The organism is Sphingomonas sp. NFR15, assembly GCF_900103265.1.
GTDB classification, from domain to species: domain Bacteria; phylum Pseudomonadota; class Alphaproteobacteria; order Sphingomonadales; family Sphingomonadaceae; genus Sphingomonas; species Sphingomonas pollutisoli.
The window spans coordinates 467,552-481,558 of record NZ_FMWX01000001.1 but is presented as its reverse complement, the minus strand read 5'-3'; the positions used below and the strand labels follow the sequence as shown (position 1 = coordinate 481,558).

15 protein-coding genes are annotated in these 14,007 nt (G+C 67.6%); 8 read left to right on the top strand and 7 right to left on the bottom strand.

From position 1 onward, the window contains the following. Positions 1–9: 9 nt before the first annotated feature. The 5 genes from pstB to BLS81_RS02170 all read right to left on the bottom strand — a co-directional run bounded on the left by pstB (position 10) and on the right by BLS81_RS02170 (position 6,112). Positions 10–789 (bottom strand): phosphate ABC transporter ATP-binding protein PstB, encoded by a 780-nt coding sequence (pstB, locus tag BLS81_RS02190; protein ID WP_176786982.1) that lies wholly within the window; start codon positions 787–789, stop codon positions 10–12. Further along, the gene (gene pstA, locus BLS81_RS02185) at positions 786–2,051 is read right to left on the bottom strand and encodes a phosphate ABC transporter permease PstA (RefSeq protein WP_093220135.1); all 1,266 of its coding nucleotides are present in this window, start codon (positions 2,049–2,051) and stop codon (positions 786–788) included. The genes pstB and pstA overlap by 4 nt, the downstream gene beginning before the upstream one ends. A 261-nt stretch (positions 2,052–2,312) precedes the next feature. Further along, positions 2,313–3,689 (bottom strand): phosphate ABC transporter permease subunit PstC, encoded by a 1,377-nt coding sequence (pstC, locus tag BLS81_RS02180; protein ID WP_093220132.1) that lies wholly within the window; start codon positions 3,687–3,689, stop codon positions 2,313–2,315. Between the two features lie 66 nt (positions 3,690–3,755). After that, positions 3,756–4,811, bottom strand: coding sequence for a substrate-binding domain-containing protein (locus BLS81_RS02175; RefSeq protein WP_093221721.1), 1,056 nt, complete (start codon positions 4,809–4,811; stop codon positions 3,756–3,758). A gap of 77 nt (positions 4,812–4,888) precedes the next feature. Continuing rightward, the gene (locus tag BLS81_RS02170; RefSeq protein WP_093220129.1) at positions 4,889–6,112 is read right to left on the bottom strand and encodes an ATP-binding protein; all 1,224 of its coding nucleotides are present in this window, start codon (positions 6,110–6,112) and stop codon (positions 4,889–4,891) included. Between the two features lie 167 nt (positions 6,113–6,279). On the opposite strand from BLS81_RS02170, the gene BLS81_RS02165 reads away from it, so the two are divergent. The 4 genes from BLS81_RS02165 to BLS81_RS02150 are packed head-to-tail and all read left to right on the top strand — an operon-like array spanning position 6,280 to position 8,840. After that, positions 6,280–6,708 carry a hypothetical protein gene (locus BLS81_RS02165; protein WP_176786981.1) on the top strand — a complete coding sequence of 143 codons (429 nt, stop codon included), beginning with the start codon at positions 6,280–6,282 and terminating at the stop codon, positions 6,706–6,708. Positions 6,709–6,712: 4 nt separating this feature from the next. After that, positions 6,713–6,988 (top strand): HPr-rel-A system PqqD family peptide chaperone, encoded by a 276-nt coding sequence (locus BLS81_RS02160; RefSeq protein ID WP_093220127.1) that lies wholly within the window; start codon positions 6,713–6,715, stop codon positions 6,986–6,988. Further along, positions 6,985–7,845, top strand: a complete 861-nt coding sequence (locus BLS81_RS02155; RefSeq protein ID WP_093220124.1) for an HprK-related kinase A — start codon at positions 6,985–6,987, stop codon at positions 7,843–7,845. Before BLS81_RS02160 ends, BLS81_RS02155 begins: the two co-directional genes overlap by 4 nt. After that, positions 7,842–8,840 carry a nucleotidyltransferase domain-containing protein gene (locus BLS81_RS02150; RefSeq protein WP_176786980.1) on the top strand — a complete coding sequence of 333 codons (999 nt, stop codon included), beginning with the start codon at positions 7,842–7,844 and terminating at the stop codon, positions 8,838–8,840. The genes BLS81_RS02155 and BLS81_RS02150 overlap by 4 nt, the downstream gene beginning before the upstream one ends. Positions 8,841–8,947: 107 nt before the next feature. On the opposite strand, the gene BLS81_RS02145 is transcribed toward BLS81_RS02150, so the two are convergent. Together BLS81_RS02145 and BLS81_RS02140 are read right to left on the bottom strand one after the other, a co-directional pair. Further along, on the bottom strand, positions 8,948–9,304 hold the full coding sequence (locus BLS81_RS02145; protein WP_093220119.1) for a VanZ family protein: 357 nt from the start codon (positions 9,302–9,304) through the stop codon (positions 8,948–8,950). Beyond that, complete coding sequence (locus tag BLS81_RS02140) at positions 9,301–9,969, bottom strand: HAD-IA family hydrolase (protein WP_093220116.1); 669 nt, start codon at positions 9,967–9,969, stop codon at positions 9,301–9,303. Before BLS81_RS02140 ends, BLS81_RS02145 begins: the two co-directional genes overlap by 4 nt. A 62-nt stretch (positions 9,970–10,031) precedes the next feature. On the opposite strand from BLS81_RS02140, the gene glmU reads away from it, so the two are divergent. The 4 genes from glmU to glmS are packed head-to-tail and all read left to right on the top strand — an operon-like array spanning position 10,032 to position 13,990. Beyond that, on the top strand, positions 10,032–11,408 hold the full coding sequence (gene glmU, locus BLS81_RS02135) for a bifunctional UDP-N-acetylglucosamine diphosphorylase/glucosamine-1-phosphate N-acetyltransferase GlmU (protein ID WP_093220114.1): 1,377 nt from the start codon (positions 10,032–10,034) through the stop codon (positions 11,406–11,408). A gap of 25 nt (positions 11,409–11,433) precedes the next feature. Further along, positions 11,434–11,784: a ribbon-helix-helix protein, CopG family gene (locus tag BLS81_RS02130; protein ID WP_093220112.1), complete on the top strand. Its 351-nt coding sequence runs from the start codon at positions 11,434–11,436 to the stop codon at positions 11,782–11,784. After that, positions 11,781–12,155, top strand: a complete 375-nt coding sequence (locus tag BLS81_RS02125; RefSeq protein ID WP_093220110.1) for a type II toxin-antitoxin system VapC family toxin — start codon at positions 11,781–11,783, stop codon at positions 12,153–12,155. Before BLS81_RS02130 ends, BLS81_RS02125 begins: the two co-directional genes overlap by 4 nt. Before the next feature lie 11 nt (positions 12,156–12,166). Further along, positions 12,167–13,990, top strand: a complete 1,824-nt coding sequence (gene glmS, locus BLS81_RS02120) for a glutamine--fructose-6-phosphate transaminase (isomerizing) (protein ID WP_093220107.1) — start codon at positions 12,167–12,169, stop codon at positions 13,988–13,990. Positions 13,991–14,007: the final 17 nt, after the last annotated feature.

Sequence of the window (14,007 nt, the reverse complement as noted above, 5' to 3'; positions counted from 1 at the left end):
GCGTGTCCTTCAGCCGTACCGGCCGGTGATGTAATCCTTGGTGCGTTCCTGCCGCGGATTGGTGAAGATGTCGGAGGTCGAACCCGATTCGACCAGCGCGCCGAGGTGGAAGAACGCGGTCCGTTGCGACACGCGCGCCGCCTGTTGCATGTTGTGCGTGACGATCACGATCGCGTAACGGCCCTTCAACTCGTGGATCAGTTCCTCGATCTTGGCGGTCGCGATCGGATCGAGCGCGCTGCACGGCTCGTCCATCAGGATCACTTCGGGATCGACCGCGATCGCGCGGGCGATGCACAGCCGCTGCTGCTGGCCGCCCGAAAGCGCGGTGCCGCTGTCCGAAAGCCGGTCCTTCACCTCGTCCCACAGGCCGGCGCGCTTGAGCGAGCGCTCGACGATGTCGGCGAGTTGGGCGTGGTTGCTGGCGAGGCCGTGAATGCGGGGGCCGTAGGCGACGTTTTCGAAGATCGACTTCGGAAACGGGTTGGGCTTCTGGAAGACCATGCCGACGCGCGCGCGCAGTTGCACGACGTCCATCTCGGGCGCGTAGATATCCTCGCCGTCGAGATCGATCTCGCCCTCGACCCGCGCCGACGGGATCGTGTCGTTCATGCGGTTGAGCGTGCGCAGGAAGGTCGATTTTCCGCAGCCGGACGGGCCGATCAGCGCGGTCACCACGTCGCGGTCGAAATCGATCGAGACATCGCGGATCGCCTGCTTGTCGCCGTAGAAGACGTTGACGTGGCGCGCGGAAATCTTGTGCTGCGCGATAGGGCTCTGAACGTTCACCAGCGTGTCTCGAATCTGTTGCGAAGGTAGATCGCGACGCCGTTCATCGCGAGCAGGAAAATGAGCAGGACGAGGATCGCGGCGCTGGTCTTCTCGACGAAGCCGCGGTTGACCTGATCGGACCACAGGAAGATCTGCACCGGCAGCACGGTCGCGGGGTCGCGCAGGCCGCCCGGCGGCGCGGTGATGAACGCGCGCATGCCGATCATCAGCAGCGGCGCGGTCTCGCCGAGCGCGCGCGCCATGCCGATGATCGTACCGGTGAGGATACCCGGCATCGCCAGCGGCAGGACGTGGTGGAACACCACCTGCACCGGGCTTGCGCCGACGCCGAATGCGGCGTCGCGGATCGAGGGCGGCACCGCCTTGATCGCGTTGCGCGCGGCAATGACGATCACCGGCATCGTCATCAGCGCTAGCGTCAAGCCGCCGACGATCGCGGCCGATCGCGGCAGGTGGAAGGTGTTGAGGAACACGGCGAGCCCGAGCAGCCCGAAGATGATCGACGGCACCGCCGCGAGATTGTTGATCGAAACCTCGATCAGATCGGTCCAGCGGTTATGCGGGGCATATTCCTCCAGGTAGAGTGCCGACAGCACCCCGACCGGAAACGCGATCAGCAGCGTGACGGCCATCGTCAGCAGCGAACCTTTGAGCGCGCCCCAGATGCCCACCATCGTCGGATCGGTCGCGTCCGAACTCCTCAGGAAGAAGGCGTTGAAGCTGGTGGTGAGCGTATGGGCCGCCTTGAGCTTCGCGACGATCGCCTCGTCAGCGGGGGCGCCTTCGCGCTTGGCGGCGATGTCGATGCGGTCGGCGGCGGGCACCCACACTGTCGCGCGGCGGCGTAGCAGAGACGGATCGGCCTTGAGCTGATCGCGAACCCGCGTCCATGCGCCGTCTGAGAGCAGGGAGTCTCCGCCGGGCCCGTAGGCGGCGATCGCGGCCGCGTCGGTTGCTCCGCCGAGATCGGCGGCGGCGAGCGCGAGGTCGGCGCCCGGGCCGCGCAGCGTCGCGGGATCGAGCGAAAGCCGGCTGTGCGCGAAATCGATCGGCAGCGCGATCTGCGTCTGCACGAACCCGCCGAGTCCGGCCGACAGCATCGAGACGAGCAGCACGACGAGGAACCCCGCCGACAGCAGCACCGCGCCGAGGCCGAGCCAGCGGAAGCGGCGTTCGGCGGCATAGCGCTTGGCCATGCGCCGCTGATGCGCGGTATCGCGCCAGTCGGTCGGGGCGGGGGTGAGGCGACTTCCCATCATACCGGCCCGTTCGTGCTGAGCTCGTCAAAGCACATGCCCGAAATACCACGCGCCGCCTCTGGCCCGCGTCCTTCGGCCGGCTGGCGAAACCAGCCGCTCGGGACGGGCTTCGGCAAGCTCGGGGCGAACGGGTTCTTCGCGCCTTCACGCCTCACCCGTTTGTGCCGAGCGAAGTCGAGGCACCGCGTTGAGCGTCGCCGGGACGGTCCTCGGCTTCGCTCGCCCCGGCCCCTCGGCTTCCGGATGTCAGGATCGAGCACCCTATTCATACGCTTCCCGATATCGTTTGACGACCGTCAGCGCGACGATGTTGAGCAGCAGGGTGATGACGAACAACGTCAGTCCGAGCGCGAAGGCGGCGAGTGTCTTCGGGCTGTCGAATTCCGCCTCGCCGGTCAGCAGGTCGACGATCTGCTTGGTGACGGTGGTCGTGCTGGCAAAGGGGTTGAGCGTCAGCGTCGCGACGCCCGAGGCGGCCATCACGACGATCATCGTCTCGCCGATCGCGCGGCTCACCGCCAGCAGCACGCCGCCGATCACGCCGGGCAGCGCGGCGGGCAGCAGCACGCGGCGGATCGTCTCCGATTGGGTCGCGCCCATCGCCAGGCTGCCGTCGCGCATGGCCGCGGGCACTGCGGTGATCGAGTCGTCCGCCATCGAGGAGACGAAGGGGATAATCATGATCCCCATCACCAGCCCGGCCGCGAGCGCGCTTTCCGAACTCGCCCAGCGGACACCGATCGCGACCGCGAAATCGCGCACCAGCGGCGCCACCGTCAACGCCGCGAAATAGCCGTAGACCACGGTCGGCACGCCGGCGAGCATCTCGATCAGCGGTTTCATCCACGTGCGCACGCCCGGCGCGGCATATTGAGACAGGTAGATAGCCGTCATCAGCCCGAGGGGGATCGCGACGATCATCGCGATCACCGCACCGATGAAGAACGTGCCCCAGAACAGTGGCACCGCGCCGAGCGACGCGCCGGGATCGCGCGGGTCGATCACCTGCGGGCTCCAGTGCGTGCCGAACAGGAAGTCGCCGATCGGCACCATGCCGAAGAAGCGCGCGGATTCGAACAGAAGCGACGCGACGATGCCCATCGTCGTCAGGATCGCGACGAGCGCGGCGGCGAGCAGCAGCGCCATGATGAGCCGCTCGATCTGGGTACGCGCGCGGAAATCGGGGCGGACGCGGGTGAACGCCCACGCCCCGCTCGCGAACGCGAGCAGAAGCGCGACGCCGCCGCCGATCCAGTCCGCCCGGGTCTGCGCGGCGCCATAAGCCGGGGCGAGCGCCGCGGCGAGCGGGGTGGGTGTGCCGAACCCTTCGCCCCGCGAGATCCGCCGCGCTTCCGACAGGATCGCGGCACGTTCGAATCCGGGCGCGGGCAGGTGCGCGGCGGCAGGCTCAGCCAGCACGCGATTGGTGACGAGGCCGGGTGCGCAGGACGCCCACACCGCGAGGAAGATCGCGGCGGGCAACACCGTCCACATCGCGACGAAGCCGCCGAAATGCGACGGGAGCGAACTGAAGCGCGCCGTGCTCGCGCGGCGGAAGCGCGTCGCGCGCATCCGTGCGCTCAGCCAGGCGATCAGGCCGAGCCCCGCGATCAGGAAGAAGAGGACGAGAATGGACAAGGCTGGCTCTGGACGATTCGGACGGAAGAGAAAGGCCCGCCGGCACGCGGCCGGCGGGCGATGGCGTTACGGCAGCGTCTTGGGATCGAGCGTGGTTTCCCAGTTCACGATCGTTTCGGACTTCTTGCGCACGTCGTCCGGAGAGGCGATCAGCCCCTTGGCGACGAGCGGCCCGCCCGGATTCCATGAGGCGGCGTAGAGTTTGAGGAACTCGCGCAGGCCCCGGATCGCGCTGAGATGGGCCTTCTTGACGTAGAGATAGAGCGGGCGCGATCCCGGATACTGGTTGCGCGAGATCGTCTCGTAGGTTGGCTCGGTGCCGTTGATCGGGATGCCGTTCAGCTTGTCGCGATTTTCCTCGAGATACGAATAGCCGAAGATGCCGACCGCGTTGGGGTTCGACTGGAGCTTCTGGACGATCAGATTGTCGTTCTCGCCGGCGTCGACATAGGCGCCGTCCTCGCGGATGCGCGTGCATTTCTGCGCGAACTCGGCGGGGTTCTTCTCGCGAACCTCGGCCATGTCGGGCAGCATCGCCTCACAGCCGCGCGCGAGGATCAGCTCGGCGAGCGCGTCGCGCGTGCCGCTCGTGGCGGGCGGGCCGTAGATCTGGATCGGCATCGCGGGCAGCGCCGGGTTGACGTCCTTCCAGGTCTTGGCCGCGTTGGGCTTGCCGTCGGGCGCGGCGGCCATCGCCTTGAACAGATCGGTGGTGGTGAGGCGCAGACCCGGCCCGCTCTTCGCTTCGGCGAAAGCGATGCCGTCGAGCCCGACTTGCACTTCCATGATATCGGCGACGCCGTTCGCCTTGCACAGATCATATTCGGATCGCTTCATCCGGCGCGACGCATCCTCGATATCGGGGTGGTCGGCGCCGACACCGCCGCAGAACAGCTTCATGCCGCCACCGGTGCCGGTCGATTCGATAACGGGGGATTTGACGCCGGGCGTCTTCTCGACGAACCGCTCGGCGACGATCGTGGTGAAAGGAAACACGGTTGAAGAGCCAACGACCTTGATCTGGTCACGCGAACCCGCGCCACCGCCATTGGCCTGATCGGTACACCCTGCCAGTCCCGTCGCGAGCGCGGACGCCGCGACGATCGTCATGATCCTGTGCATGAAGACCTCCCCACGGGGCAAGAGGTTCGCCCCGCGCCGCGCTATCATCCGCAAGCCGAGCCTGTGTGACGATCTTGTTACCGTTTGATGACAGCGCGCCCGTGCGCGGGAATCATCACCGATACCGTGGTGCCCTTGCCGATCGAACTTTCGATGTCGAGCCGGCCACGGTGCCGCTCGACGATATGCTTGACGATCGACAGGCCGAGCCCGGTGCCCCCCGCCGCGCGGCTGCGGCCGGTATCGACGCGGTAGAAGCGTTCGGTCAGGCGCGGGATGTGCTCGGCGGGGATGCCATCGCCCTCGTCACTCACCGCGAAGCGCACCATGCCGGTCGGCAACCGTTCGAGCCTGATGGTGACGGGCGCGCCTTTACGGCCATATTTTATCGCATTGCCGATCAGGTTGTGGAGCACCTGGCTAAGTTGTGCGGAGTCGCCCGACACGGGTGGCACGTCGGCGGCGAGATCGGCGATGATCGGCGCGGCGTTCTCGCCCTGGGCGTCGAGGATGCCGCCACGCACCTCCTCGATCAACGCGCCAAGATCGACCGCGCGGTCGGGCAGGCGGTATTTCTCCGCCTCGATCCGCGACAGCGAGATCAAATCCTCGATCAGCCGCTGCATCCGCCGCGCCTCGTCGAACATGATCTTGAGGAAGCGTTCGCGGAGTTCCTTCTCCTCACCCGCCTCGTCGCCGAGCGTCTCGATATACCCGAGGATCGAGGCGAGGGGGGTGCGCAGTTCGTGGCTGGCGTTGGCGACGAAATCGACGCGCATCCGCTCGGCCGCATAGCTGCCGGTCTGGTCGACCAGATGGACGATCCGCCGCCCGCCCGCCGCGTCGCCGATCCGCATCTCCCAGCGCTGCTCGCGCGCGCCAAGTCCCACGAGGTTGATCGGCGGCTGCGCGCCCTGGCCGAGCGGACTCATCAGCCGCTCGGCCGCGCCGGGATGGCGGATCGCGAGCCGCACGTCCTGCCCGACGATATGCTGCCCGAGCAACGCGCGCGCCGCTTCGTTGGCGTGACTCACCTGGCCCGAGGTGACGATCAGGATCGGTTCGACGATCGCATCGATCACCGCCGGAATGTGGTCGGGCGGCGCGGCGGGCTCGGCGGCGGGCGCGGGCGCGGCGTCGTCCTCGCCGTCGCCGACGCCGGCGGCCGTCAGCACCGCCGCGATGCCGCCGATCAGCGTGACGAGGCTCGCCTGCAGGTCGCCGATCAGGAACACGGCAACGCTCGCGACGACGATGATGCCGACCGCGGCGAGCGTGCGAAGACCGAAGCCGTTCATCATGCGGTTCTCACGTCCTCTTCTCGGCCAGCATGAACCGTTCGTGCCGAGCGAAGTCGAACGGAGCAGATGTGTCGCTGGTGTCCCTATCCGAAACATCGTCGAGCGCGATAGCCTTGCTTGCCAGCCATTTATGATTGTGAAAGGGCTGTGGCCATAAAGGACGGTCGATGAGCGAAAACGGCGAGCAGCGGAACGACATCCCCGAACGCGACGGCCCCGAACGCGACGGGGTCGTCACCAGCCGGCGCACGCTGATGCTCGGCGCGGTCGGCGCGAGCGCGATCGTGTCGATCCGCCCCGCGCTCGCCGCTACGGCGGTGTCGATCGTGCATTGCCAGATTCCGGTGCCTGACGCGGCGCGTACCGGCGGCTGGATCGCGCCCGACGGGACGGTCGTGCCGAGCGGAACGGCGGGTGCCTTCGCGCCGCCGCGCCAGCCGCTCAAGGGCGAGGATGTCAAGCACGCGCTCGCCGGCGGCCAATTGCCCGGCGTCGAATATGAGCGCAGCCAAGCTTACATGAAGTACGTCCGCAATCTCCATTCGGGCGCGAGCGGTTTCACCTGCTTCGCATCCTTGCAGATGCCGCGCGGCTGAGGCCGTGCCCGATCCGGTGTACAGCGCCGCGCCGGCGGATACGCTGCGGATCGTTCCGCTCGACGCCTTCACCGCGATCTACCACCGCGCGTCGGGTATCACCCATCTCGTCGCGTCCCCCGTGCCGGAGATACTCGCCGCGCTTGGCCCCGACGGGATGACGCTGCCCGCGCTGACCGCGCGGCTCGTGGAGCGCTACGATCTGCTCGATGCCGACGGGGCGGCGCTTCGCGCCCGGCTGGACGAACTGGTCGCGGCGGGTCTGGCACGGATCGCATGAGGCACGTCTTTTCGGTCCGCGTCGGGCCGGTCGGGTTTCGCGTAGGATCGCACTGGCGCACCCCGATCCGGCAGCTCGCGACGCTGTACGCAGACTATCCGCGGCCCGAGAATGGCGTGCCGGACTTCACCGTCCGCTTGTTCGCGCACCGTCCGTGGCGGCGGGTGATCCGCCCGGCGGTGATGATCGGCGGCGATTTCATGATCCCCGATGCGGCGCCGCTGCCGCTCGCGCAGGGTCTGCTCGCCGCCGAAATGGCGATGAACCTGCAGATGGCGCTCGGCCAGCGCCGGTATCTGCTGCTCCATGCGTCGGCGGTCGAGCGCGACGGGCGTGTGCTGCTGATGACCGGTGAGTCCGGGTCGGGCAAATCGACGCTCGCCGCCCTGCTGTCCCGCGCCGGCTGGCGTTTGATGGGCGACGAGTTCGCACTGATCGATCCGGCGACCGGCCTTGCACACGCGTTTCCGCGCCTCGTCAGCCTCAAGAACGAGGCGATCGCGGCGGTGGAGGCGGCGGCGCCGGGCGCGCGCTTCGGTCCGTTGCTGGAGGGGACGCCCAAGGGCGCGATCCGTCATCTCGTGCCCGATGCGGCCGCGGTCGCCACGATGGACATGCCGGGGAGGCCCGCGCTGCTGCTGTTCCCGCGCTTCGGCTTCGCGCCGGACATTCGTGCGGTCGCGCCTGGCGAGGTTTTGATGCGGCTCACCCAGGCATCCACCAACTACGTCGCGATGGGCGAACGCGGGTTCACCGCGTTGACCGGACTGGTGCGGTCCGTCCCCGCGCGGGCGATCGATTATCCGGACACAGACCGCGCGCTCGCGCAGGTCGCGGCATTGTGGGACGCACTGTGAACGGCTGGCTGCTCGCGCGTATCCTGCGCGCGCCTGGCGACGCGGCCGCGCTCGATGCGGCCGGCTGGACCGCGTTGATCGCGATCGCGCGCGCCGAGCAGATGATCGGCACGCTCGCCTGGCGATTGGAGGGAACCCCGATGCCGCCGGCGGTGGCGCGCATACTGGCCGATGCCCGCGCCTCCGCCGAACATGGCCGCACGCTGGCGCTGTGGGAGGCGGAAGCCGCGCGGCGTGCGCTGGCGTCGCTCGGGATACCGGTGGTGCTGCTCAAGGGCACGGCGTTCGTCGCGGCCGGGCTGATGGCGGGGCAGGGGCGTTCGATCGGTGATCTCGACATCCTGGTGCCGCGCGCCAGCCTTCAGGCGGTCGAGCGCGCGTTGCTCACGAACGGTTGGGAATGGGTCAAGCCCGACGCGTATGACGACGCCTATTACCGCCGCTGGATGCACGAACTGCCGCCGCTGGTCCACCGCGAGCGCGACCGGATGATCGATGTTCACCATACGATCCTGCCGCTCACCGCGCGGATCACGCCGGATGCGGCCGGGCTGTTGGCGGAGGCGGTGCCGCTGCGCGCCGGGGAAAAGGGGGGGCTGGCGATGCTCTCGCGCACCGACGTGATCGTCCACGCCGCGGCGCACCTGTTCGCGGACGGCGAACTCGCCGGCGGGTTGCGCAACCTGTGGGACGTGCATTGCCTGGTCGAGGAGTTCGGCGTCGTCGGACTCATCGAGCGCGCCGAGCATCACGGCTTGGGCGATGCGGTCGGTCGCGCGCTACGGCTGGCGGCTGCGCTCTACGGCGATGGCGCGACGCTTTCGCCGGGCGACCGCCTGTGCCTACACCGCGTGACGGCCAGAGACGGCTGGGGCCGTGCGACGCGACCGGTAACGCGGCTCGGGTTCTACATCCGCTCGCACTGGCTGCGCATGCCGCCCGCGATGCTGGCGCGGCATTTGTGGATCAAGTGGCGGAAGCAGGGCGCCGCTTAGCAGGACAAACCGCCGTTCGTGCTGAGCGTGTCGAAGCACGTGCCAAGCAGCGCTCCGCTTTAGGCGCGTCCTTCGACACGCTCAGCATGAACGGGTGCGCGTGTCGCTTACCGCAGCTTTCGCCGGCCCCGGAACATCCCCGCCACCAGCAGCACCACCGTGATCGCCAGCGTATCCGCGACCCAGTCGCGGATGTCGCAATCGCGGTGGAGTTCGGGGATCGACTGCACCACCTCGATCAGCGCGCCGAGGAACGACAGCCGCTCGCCGATCCGCACCAGCGGGAAGCGCGGATAGGCGCGCGCCGCCAGCGCCGAGATCACCGCGAATGCGGTCATATGCTCGAACTTGTCGCCGAAGCGGTCGATCGGCATGTGCGGCGGATGCGGCAGCACCGCCATCGTCACCGCGAACAGGATCGCCGCCCACAGCAGCAGCCGGAACGTCAGGGTCGCCTTGGTCATGCGTGAAGGGTCTCCAGCGTCGGGATCAGCGCGTCGAAATGGTCGATCACCGCGTCGGCGCCGAAGCCATCGACCGGTTCGCGGCCGAAGTTCACCACCACCACCGGCACGCTGGCGTGCCGCGCGGCGGTCACATCGAACATCGTATCGCCGACGAACGCGGTGCGCCCGCCGCCCGCGCGGCGGACCATTTCGTGGATCGGCGCCGGATCGGGCTTCTGCTTGCCCGGCCCCATCGTATCGCCGCCGATCACAATATCGAACAGGCCGCGCAGACCAAGCTCCGCGAGCAGTTTTTCGGACATCGCGGCGAGCTTGTTGGTGACGATCGCCACCTGAACACCGCGCGCGCGCAACGTCTCGATCGCGGCGACCGCGCCGGGATAGGGCCGGGTCAGCACCGCGATATTCGCTTCATAAGATGCGAGCATCACGGCTTGGAGCCGCGCGGCCTCGTCCGGCGCGGCGCCGCCGGTCGCCTCCAGCGCGAGCCGCACCAGCCGCGCGACACCGCCGCCGGTCATCGCCACCACCTGCGGCACGGCGAGCGTCGGCCGGCCATCGTGCGCGAGCATCACATTGACCGCTGCGGCGAGATCGCCGCTGCTGTCGACCAAGGTGCCGTCGAGATCGAATCCGACGATGTCGAAGGAAAAATCCGTCATGATGGCGGCGCCTGACACTGCCGCTATGGAATTGGCAACCCTCTCGTGGCAGGGCGGCGAACATGGACGCGAAATCCCCTGCTTCTGCACCCGCTTTGGCCGCGATCATCCTTGCCGCCGGCAAAGGCACGCGGATGAAATCCGATCTCCACAAGGTGCTCCACCCGGTCGCCGGACGGCCGATGCTGCTGCATCTGCTCGCGAGCGTCGAGTCGCTCGCGCCCGAGCGGGTGGTGGTGGTCACGGGGGCCGGCCGCGACCAGGTCGAGGCGGCGGTCGCGCCGCTCGGCGCGACGACCGCGCTTCAGGCGGAGCAGCTCGGCACCGGCCATGCCGTCGCACAGGCCGAGGCGGCGCTGGCGGGGTTCGATGGCGCGGTGCTGATCCTGTACGGCGACGTGCCGCTGGTGCGCGCGGCGACGATGCGGCGGATGCTCGACCGGCTGGCTGGTGCCGATGCGCCGGCGTGCGTGGTGCTCGGCTTCCGCCCCGTCGATCCAGCAGCCTACGGCCGCATCATCGCCGATGTCGATGGGCGCATAATCAAGATGGTCGAGTATAAGGATGCCTTGCCCGAGGAGCGCGCGGAGACGCTGTGCAATTCCGGGCTGATGGCGGTGCGCTCGGCCGATCTGTTTCCATTGCTCGCCAGGGTCGGCAATGACAATGCGGCGGGGGAATATTACCTCCCCGATATTGTCATGCTCGCGATCGCCGAGGGGCGAACCTCCGTGGTGATCGAGACCGACGCCGCCGAGGTCGCCGGCGTCAACAGCCGCGCCGAACTGGCGGCGGTCGAGGGGGCGTGGCAGCAGGCGCGCCGCGCCGCCGCGATGGCTGACGGCGCGACGCTGATCGCGCCCGAGACGGTGTGGTTCGCGCACGACACGGTGATCGGCCGCGACGTCGTGATCGAACCCAATGTGGTATTCGGCCCCGGTGTGACGATCGCCGACAGGGCGACGCTGCGCGCGTTCAGCCATATCGAGGGCGCGAGCGTCGCAAGCGGCGCGATCATCGGGCCCTATGCGCGGCTCCGCCCCGGCGCGGTCGTGGGCGAGGATGCGCATGTCGGCAATTTCGTCGAGATGAAGAAGGCGGTGCTCGGCAAGGGCGCCAAGGCCAACCACCTCACCTACCTCGGCGATGCCGAAATCGGCGCGGGCGCGAACATCGGCGCGGGCACGATCACCTGTAATTACGACGGCTACAACAAGTCGCTCACGAGGATCGGCGCGGGCGCGTTCATCGGCTCGAACTCCGCGCTGGTCGCGCCGGTGGCGATCGGCGACGGCGCGCTGATCGCGGCGGGATCGGTCATCACCGCCGACGTGCCCGCCGACGCGCTGGCGGTGGCGCGCGGCCGGCAGGAGACGCGTGAGGACTGGGCGCCGAGGTTCCGCGCGGCGGCGAAGGCGAAGAAGGATGCTGGGAAATGATATCACGGTGTGATATCGTGCCGCTATGCGTGCGCTGGTAGATATACCTGAAGATGACATGAAGTGGCTCGATTCCCAGGCTGCGGAACTCGGCAAATCCCGTGCGGCACTCGTCCGCGAAGCGGTGTCCAGCTACCGTGCGGAAGTGCAGTCAAAACAGAAGAAGGACTGGCTGGACGCGGCGTTCGGCATTTGGAAGGATCGCACCGATATTGGCGATGCTGTCGAATGGCAACGGCGCGAGCGTGCCAGTTGGACCAGGCCCTGGGACGATGATTACGAGGACGTGAAGGCCGAATTCCCGGACCTGTTTGATGAGCAGGACGATCTTGAACGAGAATTCTACCTGAACTTGCAACGTCAGAAGAAGACGTGAACGCGGTATCTTTCGACAGCAATATCCTGATCGATGCGCTGAACGGTCATGAAGCGGCGCGTGAGGAAATCCGGCGTGCGGATGTGCCGTGTATAAGCCGCGTCACCTGGATCGAGGTTCTCTCCAAGGTGCAGGGCGATAGCATGCCCATCGTCATACGATTTTTGAACGGCTTCACAATTGACGAACTTGACGTTGATATCGCCGGGCGCGCGGCACAGCTTCGCCGGGAACGCACGCGACTGAAATTGGCCGACTCGGTAATTCTCGCGTCGGCGCAAGCGGCGGGTCGTGTGCTGGTTACCCGCAATACCAAGGATTTTCCCGCGACGATGCCCGGCATTCGGGTGCCGTACAGGATCGAGCAGTAAGGAACGCGCGCATGTGTGGAATCGTCGGAATTGTCGGCCAGGAGCCGGTCGCGGATCGCTTGCTCGATGGGCTCAAGCGGCTCGAATATCGCGGGTATGACTCGGCGGGCATCGCCACCGATTTCGAAGGCCGGATCGAGCGGCGGCGGGCGTCGGGCAAGCTTGTCCATCTCGCGACCGAACTCGTCGAACATCCGCTGCCCGGCACCACCGGCATCGCGCACACGCGCTGGGCGACTCACGGCGGGCCGACCACCAACAACGCGCACCCGCACGCGACCGAGGAGGTCGCGCTGGTCCACAACGGCATCATCGAGAACTTCAAGCCGCTGCGCGACGAGCTGATCGCGCGCGGGCGGGTGTTCACCAGCGAGACCGATACCGAGGTCGTCGCGCATCTCATCAGCGAGAAGGTCGAAGCCGGGCTCGCCCCCGCCGATGCGGTGCGCGAGGTGCTGCCGCGGCTGCACGGCGCGTTCGCGCTCGCGATCCTGTTCCGCCAGCATCCCGAGTTGCTGATCGGCGCGCGGCTCGGCTCGCCGCTGGTGGTGGGCTATGGCGAGGGCGAGACCTATCTCGGCTCGGACGCGCTCGCGCTCGCTCCGCTCACGCAGCGGATCGCCTATCTCGACGAGGGCGATTGGGTCGTCATCGACACGGACGGCGCGCAGATCTTCGATCGTGACAACACGCCGGTCGAACGCGCGGTCACCATCTCGGGCGTGACCGGCGAGCTGATCTCCAAGGGCAATCACCGCCACTACATGCTCAAGGAGATTTACGAGCAGCCGATCGTCGTCGCGCAAACGCTGCGGTCGTACCTCCAGCGTATGGAGGACCGGGTCACGCTGCCGATTCCTGAATTCGATCTCAGCACGGTGAAGCGCGTCACCATCGTCGCGTGTGGAACGAGCTATTATGCCGGGATGGTCGCGAAATACTGGTTCGAACAGTTCGCGCGCGTTCCGGTCGATCTCGATGTCGCCAGCGAGTTCCGGTACCGTCAGCCGGTGATGGAGGAGGGCGGCCTGATGATCGTCATCAGCCAGTCGGGCGAGACCGCCGACACGCTCGCCGCGCTGCGCCACGCCAAGGCCGAGGGGCAGACGATCGCCGCCGTCGTCAACGTGCCCACCAGCAGCATGGCGCGCGAGGCCGACCTGTTGTTGCCCACCCACGCTGGCCCCGAGATCGGCGTCGCCTCGACCAAGGCGTTCACCTGCCAGCTCGCCGTGCTGGCGGCGCTCGCCGCCAATCTCGCGCGCGCCAAGGGCAAGCTCAACGCTGCCGAAGAGAAAGCGATCGTCAAGCATCTGTCGGAGGCGCCGGCCGCGCTCAACGGCGCGCTCGCCTATGACGAGACGATCGCGGACATGGCGCACTTCATCGCCGGCGCGCGCGACGTGCTGTATCTGGGGCGCGGCACCGATTATCCGCTCGCGCTGGAAGGTGCGCTCAAGCTCAAGGAGATCAGCTACATCCACGCCGAGGGCTATGCCGCCGGCGAGATGAAGCACGGACCGATCGCGCTGATCGACGATGCGGTGCCGGTGATCGTGATCGCGCCGTCAGGGCCGTTGTTCGACAAGACCGTCAGCAACATGCAGGAAGTGCAGGCGCGCGGCGGCAAGGTCGTGCTGATCTCGGACTATGATGGGGTGCAGGCGGCGGGCGAGGGCTGCATCGCGACGATCACGATGCCCAAGGTGCATCCGCTGATCGCGCCGCTGGTCTATGCGGTGCCGGTGCAGTTGCTCGCATACCATGTCGCGGTCGCTAAGGGCACCGACGTCGATCAGCCGCGCAATCTGGCGAAGTCGGTCACGGTCGAGTGACCGTCGAATAAGCGAAC

Coding starts and splice junctions, on each gene's coding strand:
- pstA (WP_093220135.1), bottom strand. CDS start 2,051: ATGATGGGAAGTCGCCTCACCCCCGCCCCGACCGACTGGCGCGATACC.
- BLS81_RS02175 (WP_093221721.1), bottom strand. CDS start 4,811: ATGCACAGGATCATGACGATCGTCGCGGCGTCCGCGCTCGCGACGGGA.
- BLS81_RS02170 (WP_093220129.1), bottom strand. CDS start 6,112: ATGATGAACGGCTTCGGTCTTCGCACGCTCGCCGCGGTCGGCATCATC.
- BLS81_RS02165 (WP_176786981.1), top strand. CDS start 6,280: ATGAGCGAAAACGGCGAGCAGCGGAACGACATCCCCGAACGCGACGGC.
- BLS81_RS02155 (WP_093220124.1), top strand. CDS start 6,985: ATGAGGCACGTCTTTTCGGTCCGCGTCGGGCCGGTCGGGTTTCGCGTA.
- BLS81_RS02145 (WP_093220119.1), bottom strand. CDS start 9,304: ATGACCAAGGCGACCCTGACGTTCCGGCTGCTGCTGTGGGCGGCGATC.
- BLS81_RS02140 (WP_093220116.1), bottom strand. CDS start 9,969: ATGACGGATTTTTCCTTCGACATCGTCGGATTCGATCTCGACGGCACC.
- glmU (WP_093220114.1), top strand. CDS start 10,032: ATGGACGCGAAATCCCCTGCTTCTGCACCCGCTTTGGCCGCGATCATC.
- BLS81_RS02130 (WP_093220112.1), top strand. CDS start 11,434: ATGCGTGCGCTGGTAGATATACCTGAAGATGACATGAAGTGGCTCGAT.
- glmS (WP_093220107.1), top strand. CDS start 12,167: ATGTGTGGAATCGTCGGAATTGTCGGCCAGGAGCCGGTCGCGGATCGC.